Source organism: Conyzicola sp. (genome assembly GCF_046714715.1).
Taxonomy (GTDB): Bacteria; Actinomycetota; Actinomycetes; order Actinomycetales; family Microbacteriaceae; genus Conyzicola.
In genome coordinates this window covers 65,048-77,844 of sequence record NZ_JBKKAD010000018.1, presented here as the reverse complement: position 1 = coordinate 77,844, position 12,797 = coordinate 65,048, and the positions used below count along the sequence as shown (strand labels likewise).

The window sequence follows — 12,797 nt, the reverse complement described above, 5'->3', positions numbered from 1 at the left end:
ATCCAGGAGTTCGCGGCCAGGATGAAGTAGGCCGACAGCAGCGTGCCCAGCGACGCGAGCCAGATCGTGGCCAGATGCAGCTTCTTCGGCAGCCGGTCCCAGCCGAAGATCCACAGGCCGAGAAAGGTCGACTCGAGGAAGAACGCGAGGAGCCCTTCGAACGCCAGGGGCGCGCCGAACACGTCGCCGACGAACCGGGAGTAGTCAGACCAGTTCATGCCGAACTGGAACTCCTGCACGATTCCGGTGACGACGCCCATGGCGAAGTTGATGAGGAAGATCTTGCCGAAGAGGCGGGTGAGGTGCAGGTACTTCAGCTTTCCCGTGCGCACCCAGACCGTCTGCAGGGTGGCGACGATCAGCACCATGCCGATCGTGAGGGGAATGAAGAGAAAGTGGTAGAGGGTCGTGAGACCGAACTGCCACCGAGAAAGCAGAAGCGGGTCAAGAATCTCCCCCACGTCCATCACCGCCCGATCTAAAGATTTCGTCAGAACTACATCCCTATTCTCATCGGCACGCCCTCGGGGCACATGGGCCTTAAGTCCCGCGTTTCACTCCCGGGGTCGATTCGGGGGTAACCCCGATATCCACGTTCAGGCGCGACGGATATGGTCGAGGCGTGAATGAGATTCTGACCTGGATTCTCGACGTGGTTCAGTCGGTGGATCCCGTGCTTCGCACGCTCCTCGCCGGCTTCGGCATCATGCTCGAGACGAGCATCCTCGTCGGTCTCATCGTGCCGGGCGACACGATCGCGATCGTGGCGGCCACCGGAGTCGAAGACCCCGCCCAGTACGTCTTCCTCGTTCTCGCGGTGATCGCCGGCGCGCTCACCGGCGAGAGCATCGGCTTCGCCCTCGGCCGCTACTTCGGACCGCGAATCCGGGCCTCGCGGCTCGGCCGCCGTGTCGGCGAGCACAACTGGCAGCGCGCCGAGACCTACCTCGACCGCCGCGGCGGGCTCGCCGTCTTCGTGTCGCGGTTCTTGCCCGTGCTGCACTCGCTGATCCCGCTGACCGTGGGTATGAGCACCATGCGGTACCGCCGCTTTATGAAGTGGACCGTGCCCGCGTGTGTGCTCTGGGCCTTCGCCTACGTCTCGGTCGGCGCCCTCGCCGCCGGCAGCTACCGCCAGATGGCCGACAGTCTGCACTACGCCGGCTACATCTTCGTCGGCATCATCGTGGCTTTCGCCCTGCTCGTGCTCGTGGCGAAGAAGGTGCTGTCGAAGCTCGAGGCGCGCCACATGGACCGGATCGCGCAGCGGCCCGGGACGGACAGCCCGGCGGCCGAGGCGCACACCGTCGACGACACGGCCCGCCGGCAGCACAACTAGCCGCGGAGCCCTCGGCTCATTCGCGGATGAGGCCCTTGCCGACGAGCCACTCGCGGGCGATGCTCTCCGGCGACAGGGGAACGCTCGCGGTCGCTCGTTCGTTGAGCGCGCGCAGCTCTTCGGTGGTGATCTCGTCGGAGACCGGGTCGACGATCTGCTCCACGTCGGGCGAGTAGGCGCTGTTACCCACGAGCGGCACGATGTTCTGGGCGGTGATCAGGCTCTTCGGGTCGGCGAGCACACGCAGGTTGTTGCGCAGGATCGCGGGCGAGGCGGCCGGGATTACCGCCACCTGCACACTGTCGGTGAGCAACGCCCCCAGGGTCGCCGCACCGCCGTCGTCGCTGAGTTCACGGGTGTCGAATCCCGCGACCCGGTAGACGCTCAGCAGTCCGCCGGGACCGTAGCGCTGCTCGTCGAAGTCGCTGTCCGCCCCGATGGTGATGTCGTCGGCGAGATAGGCGAGCTCGCCGATGCTGGCCACCTGGCGCGACCGCGCGAAATCCTCTGTGACGACGAAGGCGACGGCCTTGTCGGCCGGCGCGGCCCGCAGCACGTGCAGGCCGAGCTTCTCGACCTCCTCGGGCAGCGCGTCCTCGATGTCGTCGCGGGATCGTGCGAACGCCGTGCCGTCGATCGCGTAGAGCAGATCACCCGACGTTTCGGCTACCAGGTCGATGTGTCCGGACTGCAGCGCCGCGATCGACGCCGCCCGGTCGCCCACGCCCTCGTTGTAGTCGACGAGGTAGCCCCGGTCGGCGAGAACCTGCCCGTAGATCTGCGCGAGAATGCGGTTTTCGACGCTGTTGTGCGCCCCGACACTGATGCGGGCGCCGTGCCCCGAGTTGAGCTCGTCGGCCGATCGGGCACCACAGGCCGTGAGGCTGAGGGCGGTGCCGATCGCGAGTGCTCCCGCCAGAATCCGGAGCCCGACGCGTGAGTGCATCTGTCCATCCTGTCACGGCGCGACGTGACAAAATCCTGTGAGAAAGTCCCAGATTCGGCTCGCGAGACGACAGTGGGGCGGATGCCGCGGCATCCGCCCCTCGTCTGTGACGGTGACTACTTCGAACAGCCCACTACTTCAGGAGGTCGTTGTCGGTCAGCCACTTGGTGGCGATGGAGTCGGACGACTCCTCGTCGACCGTGGACTGCACGTTGAGGTCGACGAGACCCTCGGGCGTGAGCTTGGCGCTGACCGCGTTGATCACGTCGGCGATCTCGTCGGCGACGTCGGCGCTCACGAGCGGCACGACGTTCGAGGCGAGGAACAGGCCGTCGGGGTCTTCGAGGGTCACGAGGTTCTCGGTCTGGATGCGCGGGTCGGCGCTGTAGACGTTCGCGATGTTGACGGTGCCGGCGATGAGGTCTTCGACGGTGGTGTCTCCCGTCGCCGTGAAGGCGACGTCGACGTCGTAGCGGTCCTTCAGGCCGGTGGGGCCGTAGGGGCGCTCGGCGAGCTCGGCGTTGCCGCCGAGGGTGAGCGGAACGGTGACGTCGGCGAGCGAGGCGATCGTCGTGATGTTGTTCGCCTCGGCGAACTCGCTCGTGACGTTGTAGGAGTCCTGGTCGGTGGCCGGCGACTGGTCGAGCACCTCGAGGCCGTCGGGGAGGCTGGTCTGCAGCTCCGCGTAGACGTCGTCGGACGAGGTGGCCTCGGTCTTCGGCACGTAGTACTGCAGGAGGTTTCCGGTGTACTCGGGGAACAGCGAGACGGTGCCGGCCTCGAGCTCGGGCAGGTAGGCGTCGCGCTGGCCGATGTTGAACTTGCGCTCGACCTCGAACCCGGCGTCTTCGAGAGCCTGCGCGTAGATCTCGGCGATGATCTCGTTGGAGTAGTAGGCCTGCGAGCCGACGACGACGGTGTCGCCGGAGGCCGCGTCATCCGTACCGGAGTCCAGTGGATCACCCGATGCGCACCCTGACAGGGTCAATGCCGCCCCGACCATGACTACGCCTGCGGCGAGCCAGCCTCTGTTCTTTGCTGTGGACATGTCTTGTCTCTTTTCTTAGTTCGCGGGAGTTTCCGCTACCGCGCGCGTTCTGGATGAACGCGTGCGGACGTCTGGGGCGCGCCCGGCGGCCACGCCACGGGGAACGACGAGGCGCTCGGCCAGGGCGAAGATCCCGTCGAGCACGAGGGCGAGGGCGACGATCACGAGGGCGGCGCCGAGCATCTGGTCGAACTGGCGGAGGGCGAGGCCGGAGATGATGTATCCGCCCAGGCCGCCCAGGCCGATATAGGCGGCGAGGGTGACCGTCGCGACGATCTGCAGTGCCGCGGAACGGAGTCCGCCGATGAGCAAAGGCAGCCCGAGCGGGATCTCCACTTTCCACAGGATCTGCCACTCGGTCATACCGACCGCGCGGGCCGCGTCGATGACGCGACGGTCGACCGCCTCGAGCCCGGAGTACGCGCCGGCGAGGATCGACGGGATGCCGAGCAGTACGAACGCGATGAAGGCGGCGAGGGGCTTCTGCGTCACCCCGATGAGCGTGACGAGCAGCAGGATCAGGCCGAACGACGGGATGGCCCTGGCCGCGCCGGAGATGCCGATCGCCAACTCCCTTCCCCTGCCCGTGTGGCCGATGAAGTAGCCGAGCGGGATCGCGATGGCGCCGGCGATGGCCAGGGAGATGAAGGTGTAGAACAGGTGCTCGCCGATGCGGATCTGCAGCGCATCGGCGCCCGCGTACCGTTCGGGCGCGAAGAGCCAGGCCATGGCCTCGGAGAAGAGATTCATCGGGCACCGCCCAGGGTGTTCGTCGCCGTCGGGACGAGCGGGATGCGTTCTAGGTGCGGCCGCACAGGTTTCTGCTGGCGCGTCCAGGGCATCAGCAGGCGGCCGAGCAGCACGAGCAGATAGTCGACGACGAGTGCGATGACCACGACCATCACGACACCGGCGAAGATCTCGGCCACGATGCGACGCTGGTAGCCGTTGGTGAAGAGGTAGCCGAGGCTCTCGGTGCCGATGAGGATGCCGACCGTGACGAGGCTGATCGTGCTCACGGCGGCGACGCGCAGGCCGGCGAGGATCACCGGACCGGCGAGCGGGAATTCGACCGTCCAGAACAGGCGCCAGCTGCCGTAGCCGACGGCCGTGGCGGACTGCCGCACGGCGGGGTCGACGGAGCCGAGGGCGTCGGCGACCGACCGCGCCATGATCGCGACCGCGTAGATGGTGAGCGCGATGGTGAGGTTGGCGTCGCTGAGGGCGCTGATGCCGAGCAGCGGCGGGAGGATCACGAGCAGAGCGAGCGACGGGATCGTGAACAGCAGGCCGGCCAGCGTGAGCAGCAGGCCGCGGGTCAGCTTGAACCGGAAGGCGAGCCAGCCGATGGGGATGGAGATCACGAATCCGAGAAGGATCGGCGGGATGCTGAGCCGGATGTGCTCGACCGACAGCTCGGCGATGAGGTCGAGGTTGTTGACGACCCAGTTCACGCGAGTGAGCTGTCTAGAGAGGTGCTGTCGTGGGACGCGCTGCCTGGGGAGGGCTGCGCCGGTGCATCCACGAGAACTCCCGCGGTGCGCCCGTCGCCGTCGACGAGCACGGAGCCGGTGGCGGTCTTGCGGATGGACAGAGCGCGCTTGCCGCGCTCTGCCCCGATGAAGTCGGCCACGAACTCGCTCGCGGGATCGCCCAGGATCTCGGACGGGCTGCCCAGCTGCGCGATGCGCGCGCCCTTCTCGAGGATGACGACCTGATCGCCGAGCAGGAATGCCTCGTCGATGTCGTGCGTGACGAAGACCACCGTCTTGTCGAGCTCGCGCTGCAGCCGGATGATCTCCTGCTGCAACTCGGCGCGCACGATGGGGTCGACCGCTCCGAACGGTTCGTCCATCAGCAGGATGTTCGGGTTCGCCGCCAGGCCCCGTGCGACGCCGACGCGCTGCTGCTGGCCGCCGGAGAGCTGGCTCGGGTAGCGGTCGGCGATGTCGCGGCTGAGGCCGACCGTATCGAGCAGTTCGAGGGCTTGGGCGCGTGCCTGCTTCTTCGCGACCCCGTTGAGCACGGGCACGGTGGCGACGTTGTCGATCACGCGGAGGTGGGGCAGGAGGCCGGAGTTCTGCATGACGTAGCCGATGCTGCGACGCAAAGCCACGGGCGGGCGGTCGAGGATGCTCTCGCCGTCGATCTCGATGACGCCGGAGCTGGGGTCGACCATGCGGTTGATCATGCGCAGCAGGGTGGTCTTGCCGCTGCCCGAGGAACCGACGAGCACCGTCGTCTTGCGCGACGGGATCGTGAGGCTGAAGTCTTCGACGGCGAGCGGGCCATCGCCGAACTGTTTCGTCACCGAACGGAATTCGATCATGCTTCTCGGCTCATTCCTCGTGATAGCCACGAATCGACACGCGCCAGACAACTGCCAGTCCAGACACAAAGCTAAACACCATTCGGAACGTCTGTCATTCCGGATTGCAGATTATGTCTAACCACCGACATTGGCCGTGGCGCGGGTTAGGGTGCCGCCCGCAGACAGAGAAATCCCCGGACAGCTGGCGAGCAGCCGTCCGGGGACAGGATGGAGAGAGGGTGTCAGCCCTTTGCGGGCGAGCCGAAGTGCGGTTCGAGCAAAGACGCGACGATGTGCCCACCGGCCTCGAGAAAGCTCTCGTCGCCGTCGGGGTTGCGGGCGAAGGCGCGGGCGGCGAGGGCGTCGGATACTTCGATCGCCGTCTCGAATGCGAACCGCACCTCGTCGTTGTCGGGAACGTCGAACCGCACCACGAGGCTGTCGAGGAGGGCGCCGGCTACCGCCGATTTGAACGGGATCTCGTTCGGGGCGGGGCGGAGGTCGATCACGTCGCCGACGCGCAGCGAACGGAAGCCCGGCTCGGTGCGGAACGCCTCGATGAGGATCTCGAGCGAGGCGTTGAGCGCCGATGCCCAGTCGTCGTGGTCAGAGTTGGCCGCTTCATCCGCAACCCGGCTGAGGGCACGCTCGAGGTTGCGCGCGCCGAGCGCCTGAAGAACGGCGATGCGGTCGGGGAAGTAGCGGTAGACGGTTCCGATCGACGCGCCGGCGCGTTCCGCGACCATTGCGGTGGTGAGCCGCTCGTACCCGATCTCGTCGACGACCGCCGCCGCTGCATCCATGAGGGCGGCGAGACGTGCCGTGCTGCGTGCCTGAACCGGCTCGTTGCGGAGCGCGACTTGGCCGGCGATTGTTGCGTCCATGACTGATGATGTCGACACTGTGTCTCCTCGGATCAACGTAGACCGCCATCTTAACCCCGCCCCCAATGCGGGGGTAGGAATGAAACTCACGATTTGCGTAAAATTTTCACAAAACGTGTGTGCGGTGGTGAAAGGCTATTGCAATCGCGCTGTACGTCCACTGATTAGCGCCTGATTGTCGAGAATAATTCGATGTGCTAAGCGTGTCAGACTGGGAGCATGGCCCGCTCTCGAAACCTTCTCGCGAACCACGAAGACGGGTCGACCGGTGCTGGCGTCCCTATCCTGCATTTCGCCGCACGACTCGAAGACTCCCTGCACGCCTGGCGCGAGAGGCGTGGCCGCAAGCGCGGCCTCAAGACCACCGTGATCCCGTACACCGGGTACGGCTCACCCGGCTGGGTGCGCGTGCTCTGCCGCGTCGTGCTCACGCGCGGCGAGGTCGCGAGCCAGCGGGTAGCGAAGGTGCGCGGCTGGCGCAGCTTCTTCAGCATTCCCGTCGACGACGTCGAGGTGACGGTCATCGCGGGCGGTATTGAACAGAAGGTGCTCGCCGGGCGCGGCGGACTGGTCGACACCCGGATCAACGTCGACCTCGAACCGGGCTGGCACACCATCGTCATCAAGACGGATGACACGGAGGGCGTCACGGCGGAGGTCTTCGTGATCGACCCCGACGCCGCTTTCGGCATCATCTCCGACGTCGACGACACCGTCATGGTGACCGCGCTCCCCCGCCCCCTGCTCGCCGCGTGGAACACCTTCGTGCTCGACGAGCACGCCCGGCGCCCCGTGCCCGGAATGGCCGTGCTGTACGAACGCATCGTGCAGGCCAACCCGAGCGCCCCCGTCATCTACCTGTCGACCGGAGCGTGGAACGTCGCCCCGACGCTCTCCCGCTTCCTCGACCGCAACCTCTACCCCGCCGGTCCGCTGCTGCTGACCGACTGGGGTCCCACCCACGACCGGTGGTTCCGCAGCGGCCGCGACCACAAGGCCTCGAGCCTCGAACGCATCGCGCAGGAACTTCCCGGCATGAAGTGGCTGCTGGTGGGTGACGACGGCCAGCACGACGAGCAGCTCTACGGCGAGTTCGCCGCCGCGCACCCCGAGAACGTCGCGGCCGTGGCGATCCGCCAGCTGTCGACGAGCGAGGCGGTGCTGGCCGGCGGCCGGTCGCGCGCGGCCGACAACGAGCAGGACACGGGCACGTCGTGGGTCTTCGCGCCCGACGGTGCCGGCCTTCTCGACCAGCTGAAGAAGACCGGGATTCTGGGTTCGCGAACCTGAGATCGCAAGGCCCACCGCGGTGACGTCGCGAGCGAGGCGCACCGCTTAGCATTACCCAATGCCCCTGCGCGTCGAAGACTATGCCCTGATCGGTGACTGCCACACGGGGGCCCTCGTCGGAAGCGACGGGAGCATCGACTGGCTCTGCCTGCCCCGTTTCGACTCCGCCTCGACGTTCGGCGCCCTGCTCGGCACCGAAGACCACGGCAGGTGGCTCGTCGCCCCCGCGGCCTCGACCGACGGCACCGCGGGCGTCAGCAACAGCCGCAGCTACGTCGACGACACCTTCACCCTCGTGACGCGGTGGGTCACCCCGACGGGCGAGGTCGACGTGATCGACCTGATGCCGCACGGCGACCGTCGCGCCGACGTCATCCGGCGCGTGGTCGGCGTCTCGGGCGCCGTCGACATGGTGCAGGACCTGCGCATCCGCTTCGACTACGGGGCGGCGATGCCGTGGCTGCGCCAGATGCCGGATGCCGGCGGAAACGCCGTGATAGCGGTGGCGGGGCCCGACGCCATCGTGGTCCGCGGGCCCAAGCTGCGGGCGGCCGACCACACCCACGTATCGGAGTTCACGGTGGCCGCGGGCGAGACGGTCGACATCGTGCTCACGTGGTATCCGGCGCACCGCAAGGCCCCCCGTGCGCTGAACGTGAGCAGCCGCATCCGCGACACAGAGAAATGGTGGAAGCACTGGGCTTCTGCCGCCGCCGTCGCCCCGCAGTACGCCGCGGCGGTGCGCCGGTCGTTGCTGGTGCTGCGCGCGCTCAGCCACGAGGACACCGGCGGCATCGTCGCGGCCGCCACCACGAGCCTGCCCGAGGAGTTCGGCGGCACGCGCAACTGGGACTACCGCTACGTCTGGCTGCGCGACGCGTCGCTGACCCTGCACGTGCTGCTCGACCACGGATTCGACAGCGAGGCCGACCCGTGGCGCGGCTGGCTGCTGCGCGCGATCGCCGGCGACCCCGGCGACGTGCAGATCATGTACGGGCTGTCGGGCGAGCGCAGGCTCATCGAGTACGAGGTGGCGAGCCTCCCCGGCTACGACGGCGCCTCCCCCGTGCGCATCGGCAACGGCGCGTTCACGCAGTACCAGGGCGACGTGTTCGGCGAGGTGATGCTCGCGCTCGAGCGGGCCCGTCAGGCGAACGGCGAGGAGAAGGACTTCTCCTGGCCCGTGCAGCGCGCCATCATGAGCTTCGTCGAGGAGAACTGGCAGCGCCCCGACAACGGCATCTGGGAGATCCGCGGCCCGCAGCGTCACTTCACGCACTCCCGGGTGATGCTCTGGGCGGCGTTCGACTGCGCGGTGCGGGCGGTGCGGGTCTACGGTCTCGACGGCCCGGTCGAGCGCTGGGAGCGCATGCGCGACGAGGTGCGCGACGAGATCGAGTCACAGGGCTTCGACACCGAGCGCAACACGTACACGCAGTACTACGGCGGCGCGGCCGTCGACGCGTCGCTGCTGCAACTCGTGCAGGCCGGCTACATCGAGGCCACCGACCCGCGCATGCTCGGCACCGTCGCGGCGATCGAAAGCGAGTTGCTCGAGAACGGACTGCTGCTGCGCTATCGCTCGGAGTCGGGCGTCGACGGCCTTCCCGCCGGCGAGAACCCGTTTCTCGCCTGCTCGTTCTGGCTCGTCGAGCAGTACGCCCTGTCGGGACGGGTGCCGGATGCCACGGAGCTCATGGACCGCCTGGTGGGGTACTGCAACGACGTCGGCCTGCTGAGCGAGGAGTACGACGTGCTGGGAAACCGGCAGGCCGGCAACACGCCCCAGGCGTTCTCGCACCTGTCGCTCGTGCGCGCCGCCGCCGCGATCGCGAAGGCGACGGCGACAGCGACGGCGGCTTAGCGGCTGCGGCCCGCCGCGCCTCGAGGTGGGCGCACCGCGCCGCGTCGTAGGCCCGCGCCATACTGTGGTGATGACGCGCAGCTACGCGGCGCACCGCCGCGACATCGCCCTCCTGCGGCTCGGCACGCAGCGCGTTTCGCGCGCCGCCGTCGCGGATGCATCGCCCGCCGATACCGTGCGCCACCTGCTCGCCATGCAGGCGCAAGACTTCGCGGGCGCCAAGTGGTCGGTCGGCGTGCGCACGCCCGGCAGCACGGATGCCGCGATCGAAGCCGCCCTCGCGGCCGGCGAGATCGTGCGCTCCTGGCCCATGCGCGGCACCCTGCACTTCGTGCCACCCGCCGACCTCGGCTGGATGCTCTCGCTCACCTCCGCGCGAACCATCCGCAGCGCGGCCGGGCGGCACCGGCAGCTCGAACTCGTCGAAGCCGACTTCGAGCGGGCACGCGACATCGCCGTCGCCGAGCTGCACGGCGGGCGGGCGCTCTCACGCGCCGACCTGCTCGAGCGCTTCGAGACGGGCGGCATCTCGGTCGCCGGCCAGCGCGGCGTGCACCTCATCGCGCGGCTGGCGCTGTGGGGGGTGCTGGTGTTCGGTCCCCTGCGGGCGGGCGAGGCGGGCAAGGCCAACCAGCAGACGTTCGTGCTGCTCGACGAGTGGGTGACGGCGCCGCGCACCCTCGAGCGCGACGAGGCGCTCGGCGAGTTCGCCCTGCGCTACTTCACCGGGCACGGCCCGGCCACGGTGCGCGACTTCGCCTGGTGGTCGTCGCTGACGCTGGGCGACGCGCGCGCCGGGCTCGCCATCGCGCGCGACCGGCTCGACGAACTCGACCTCGGCGGAACGCAGTACTTCGTGCCGCGCGATGCGGCGGCCGCGACATCCGAGGTCCTGGCCCTTCCCGGCTTCGACGAATACCTGCTCGGCTACCAAGACCGGGGTGCGGTGCTGGCGCAGGAGCACTCCGAGCTGATCGTGCCGGGCAAAAACGGCATGTTCATGCCCACGATCGTGGTGGGCGGCGAGGTCGTCGGAACGTGGCGGCGCACGATCACGGCGAAGGGCGTCACGGTCGAACCGCAGCCGTTCGACCCGCTCTCGGCCACCTCGCTGCGCCGGTTCGAGGCCGCCGTCGGGCGGTACGCGGCGTTTCTCGGGCTTCCGCTGCTCGCGCGGTGACCCCGGTTTGCGGGGCGGTGCGAGGCCTCCATCGTTCGGTAGGCTGGCGCGGATGTTGACCTCAACGCCGGCCTACGCGCCGTACCCGCTCGAGACGGATGGCGCGTCGCACGGGTTCGTCGAGACGACGGTGGTGCTGCGCACCGGCACCGCGAAAATCGTCGCGCGTCACCGGCCGCAGCGCACGTCGACCCGGGCCACGATCTTCCTGCACGGCGCGGCGGGATCGTGGACGACGTGGACGCCGATGCTCGCCGCGGCGGAACAGGCGGGCATCACGATCGTCAACCCCGTGCTGCTCGACCTGCCCGGCTGGGGAGACGCGACGCCCGCCCCCGGAGACGCGCCGCTCACGCTCGACGTCGTCTGCGAGCTCGTGCGCGATATCGCGCTCGAGCTGGGCTACACCGAATGGGACCTCGTGGGGCACTCGCTCGGCGGATTCATCGCCCTGCACATGGCGTCGATCTGGCCGCAGAGCGTGCACTCGGTGGCGCTCGTGTCCGGCACGACCTGGTCGGTCATCGACAGTGTCGCGCACCCGTGGCGTGGGCTGCGGGTCATCCCGGGCTTCGTGCTGCTGCGGTTCTTTATGCGACTGCTGGCGCCGATCCAGCCGGTCGCCCTGGCCGCCGTGCGCGGGCTGCGAGCCTTGGGCATTCTGCGGTTCGCGACGTCGCCCCTGTTCCGGCACCCGTCGCTGGTCGACGACACCGTGATCGGCGCGCTCGCCACCGAGCTGCGGCCGCGCTCGTTCGTGACCGCGGGCGACGTGACCCGCGGCTACGACGCCGACGAGCGCTGGTCACGCATCGAGTGCGAGGTGCACGCAACCAAAGGCGACAACGACGTGTTCGTCACCGACGACGACCTGGAGCGGCTCGCCCGCGTCGTGCGCCGGTGCACCACCAGGGTCATCGCCGACTGCGGTCACTTCGGCAACGTCGAGCAGCCGGCCGCGACCTTGGCGGCGCTGGACTACTGAGGGGTGCCGCCCTATTGAGGGCGAGCCCGTCGCTATTCGGCGGGCGGGCGCTGTCGTTGCCGCTTCGTCGCCGATCGCTGCTGCTTCGCGGCGAGGTGGCGTCGACCCGAGCCCTTCGTCGGCTTGGTCGGGCGTCGCTGCGGGGCGTCGGGGGCGAGGCCGGTCGCCACGAGCCGGGCGAGCTTGTCCAGGGCGAGCTCGCGGTTCCGCAGCTGGGAGCGCTGCTCCGAGGCGGTCACCGTTATCGCACCGCCGACGAGCCGGCCTTCGAGGCGGGTGAGCAGGAGCGCACGCTGCACCTCGGAGAGCACCAACGAGTCGGCGACGCTCCAGACGAGCTCGACCCGGCTGTCCGAGGTGTTGACGTGCTGTCCGCCGGGACCCGACGAGCGCGAGAAACGCCAGCCGAGCTCGGCCGCGGGGATCGTCAGTGCCCGCGACACGGTCAGATCCATGGCGGCGGAGGGGTCAGTCGAGCCAGGTCAGCGAGGCGAAGTCTTCGGCGGTGAGCCCGAACTGTTCGGTGTTGCGCGCCACGAGGCTGCGCAGCTCGTCGATCTCGACCGCCTCGCGCACGATAACGTCGATGCCGGCCGGCGTGAACGCGGTCTTGTCGAAGCGGATCGCCAGCACCGTCGACGCGTCGTTCTTGCCGGAAACCGCCCAGCGACTGCGGGCCAGCTTCAGCAGGCTCTTGCCGCGCCAGACGAAGTGGTCGTCGGCCCACTTGTCGGTGCCGAGCACGTGCTTCTCCTGGTTGTCGGCGGTGAAGTAGCTCACGTCGTTGCGCAGGGTCAGCGGGTTCTCGCTCACGAGGTCGTAGCTGAACCGGGGGGATTTGCGTTCGCGGGTGAGCCACATCGGGAAGTTCGTGGCGCGCACGTTCCAGACTCCGGGCAGAATTGCGGCGAGGTCGCTGGCGTGCGGCGTGGTGGGCATCAGGCCACGTT

Annotated in this window: 14 protein-coding genes; 5 read left to right on the top strand and 9 right to left on the bottom strand. The window is 68.6% G+C overall.

Annotated features, from left to right (window positions below):
* Positions 1-461: cytochrome ubiquinol oxidase subunit I (locus ACLQ6X_RS02045; RefSeq protein ID WP_411698496.1), on the bottom strand; the 461-nt coding region annotated here is incomplete at its 3' end.
* Positions 462-622: 161 nt separating this feature from the next.
* Between ACLQ6X_RS02045 and ACLQ6X_RS02040 the strand changes: the two genes are divergently transcribed.
* Positions 623-1,339 carry a DedA family protein gene (locus tag ACLQ6X_RS02040; RefSeq protein ID WP_411698495.1) on the top strand — a complete coding sequence of 239 codons (717 nt, stop codon included), beginning with the start codon at positions 623-625 and terminating at the stop codon, positions 1,337-1,339.
* Positions 1,340-1,355: 16 nt separating this feature from the next.
* Here ACLQ6X_RS02040 and ACLQ6X_RS02035 read toward each other — a convergent pair whose 3' ends face one another.
* From ACLQ6X_RS02035 to ACLQ6X_RS02010, 6 genes are all read right to left on the bottom strand, one after another.
* A complete protein-coding gene (locus tag ACLQ6X_RS02035) occupies positions 1,356-2,285 on the bottom strand; it encodes an ABC transporter substrate-binding protein (RefSeq protein WP_411698494.1) in 930 nt (309 codons plus the stop codon).
* Between the two features lie 133 nt (positions 2,286-2,418).
* Entirely contained in the window at positions 2,419-3,333 is a 915-nt protein-coding gene (locus tag ACLQ6X_RS02030) for an ABC transporter substrate-binding protein (protein ID WP_411698493.1), read from the bottom strand.
* 15 nt (positions 3,334-3,348) lie between these two features.
* Positions 3,349-4,083, bottom strand: coding sequence for an ABC transporter permease (locus ACLQ6X_RS02025; protein ID WP_411698492.1), 735 nt, complete (start codon positions 4,081-4,083; stop codon positions 3,349-3,351).
* Positions 4,080-4,787, bottom strand: coding sequence for an ABC transporter permease (locus ACLQ6X_RS02020; protein WP_411698491.1), 708 nt, complete (start codon positions 4,785-4,787; stop codon positions 4,080-4,082). Before ACLQ6X_RS02020 ends, ACLQ6X_RS02025 begins: the two co-directional genes overlap by 4 nt.
* Positions 4,784-5,662: an ABC transporter ATP-binding protein gene (locus ACLQ6X_RS02015; RefSeq protein ID WP_411698490.1), complete on the bottom strand. Its 879-nt coding sequence runs from the start codon at positions 5,660-5,662 to the stop codon at positions 4,784-4,786. The genes ACLQ6X_RS02020 and ACLQ6X_RS02015 overlap by 4 nt, the downstream gene beginning before the upstream one ends.
* A 224-nt stretch (positions 5,663-5,886) precedes the next feature.
* Positions 5,887-6,528: a TetR/AcrR family transcriptional regulator gene (locus ACLQ6X_RS02010; protein ID WP_411698489.1), complete on the bottom strand. Its 642-nt coding sequence runs from the start codon at positions 6,526-6,528 to the stop codon at positions 5,887-5,889.
* A 219-nt stretch (positions 6,529-6,747) separates the two neighbouring features.
* Here ACLQ6X_RS02010 and ACLQ6X_RS02005 point away from each other — a divergent pair, with 219 nt between their 5' ends.
* From ACLQ6X_RS02005 to ACLQ6X_RS01990, 4 genes are all read left to right on the top strand, one after another.
* Positions 6,748-7,818 (top strand): App1 family protein, encoded by a 1,071-nt coding sequence (locus tag ACLQ6X_RS02005; RefSeq protein ID WP_411698488.1) that lies wholly within the window; start codon positions 6,748-6,750, stop codon positions 7,816-7,818.
* A 58-nt stretch (positions 7,819-7,876) separates the two neighbouring features.
* A complete protein-coding gene (locus ACLQ6X_RS02000; RefSeq protein ID WP_411698487.1) occupies positions 7,877-9,682 on the top strand; it encodes a glycoside hydrolase family 15 protein in 1,806 nt (601 codons plus the stop codon).
* 70 nt (positions 9,683-9,752) lie between these two features.
* Positions 9,753-10,862, top strand: coding sequence for a winged helix DNA-binding domain-containing protein (locus tag ACLQ6X_RS01995; protein WP_411698486.1), 1,110 nt, complete (start codon positions 9,753-9,755; stop codon positions 10,860-10,862).
* Positions 10,863-10,914: 52 nt separating this feature from the next.
* Entirely contained in the window at positions 10,915-11,847 is a 933-nt protein-coding gene (locus tag ACLQ6X_RS01990) for an alpha/beta fold hydrolase (protein ID WP_411698485.1), read from the top strand.
* 32 nt (positions 11,848-11,879) lie between these two features.
* Here ACLQ6X_RS01990 and arfB read toward each other — a convergent pair whose 3' ends face one another.
* Both arfB and ACLQ6X_RS01980 read right to left on the bottom strand, forming a co-directional pair.
* On the bottom strand, positions 11,880-12,302 hold the full coding sequence (arfB, locus tag ACLQ6X_RS01985) for an alternative ribosome rescue aminoacyl-tRNA hydrolase ArfB (protein WP_411698484.1): 423 nt from the start codon (positions 12,300-12,302) through the stop codon (positions 11,880-11,882).
* Between the two features lie 13 nt (positions 12,303-12,315).
* Positions 12,316-12,786 (bottom strand): hypothetical protein, encoded by a 471-nt coding sequence (locus tag ACLQ6X_RS01980; protein WP_411698483.1) that lies wholly within the window; start codon positions 12,784-12,786, stop codon positions 12,316-12,318.
* Positions 12,787-12,797 lie beyond the last annotated feature (11 nt).

Coding starts and splice junctions, on each gene's coding strand:
- ACLQ6X_RS02025 (WP_411698492.1), bottom strand. CDS start 4,083: ATGAATCTCTTCTCCGAGGCCATGGCCTGGCTCTTCGCGCCCGAACGG.
- ACLQ6X_RS01980 (WP_411698483.1), bottom strand. CDS start 12,786: ATGCCCACCACGCCGCACGCCAGCGACCTCGCCGCAATTCTGCCCGGA.
- ACLQ6X_RS02030 (WP_411698493.1), bottom strand. CDS start 3,333: ATGTCCACAGCAAAGAACAGAGGCTGGCTCGCCGCAGGCGTAGTCATG.
- ACLQ6X_RS02010 (WP_411698489.1), bottom strand. CDS start 6,528: ATGGACGCAACAATCGCCGGCCAAGTCGCGCTCCGCAACGAGCCGGTT.
- ACLQ6X_RS02000 (WP_411698487.1), top strand. CDS start 7,877: ATGCCCCTGCGCGTCGAAGACTATGCCCTGATCGGTGACTGCCACACG.
- ACLQ6X_RS01995 (WP_411698486.1), top strand. CDS start 9,753: ATGACGCGCAGCTACGCGGCGCACCGCCGCGACATCGCCCTCCTGCGG.
- ACLQ6X_RS01990 (WP_411698485.1), top strand. CDS start 10,915: ATGTTGACCTCAACGCCGGCCTACGCGCCGTACCCGCTCGAGACGGAT.
- ACLQ6X_RS02015 (WP_411698490.1), bottom strand. CDS start 5,662: ATGATCGAATTCCGTTCGGTGACGAAACAGTTCGGCGATGGCCCGCTC.
- ACLQ6X_RS02035 (WP_411698494.1), bottom strand. CDS start 2,285: ATGCACTCACGCGTCGGGCTCCGGATTCTGGCGGGAGCACTCGCGATC.
- arfB (WP_411698484.1), bottom strand. CDS start 12,302: ATGGATCTGACCGTGTCGCGGGCACTGACGATCCCCGCGGCCGAGCTC.
- ACLQ6X_RS02005 (WP_411698488.1), top strand. CDS start 6,748: ATGGCCCGCTCTCGAAACCTTCTCGCGAACCACGAAGACGGGTCGACC.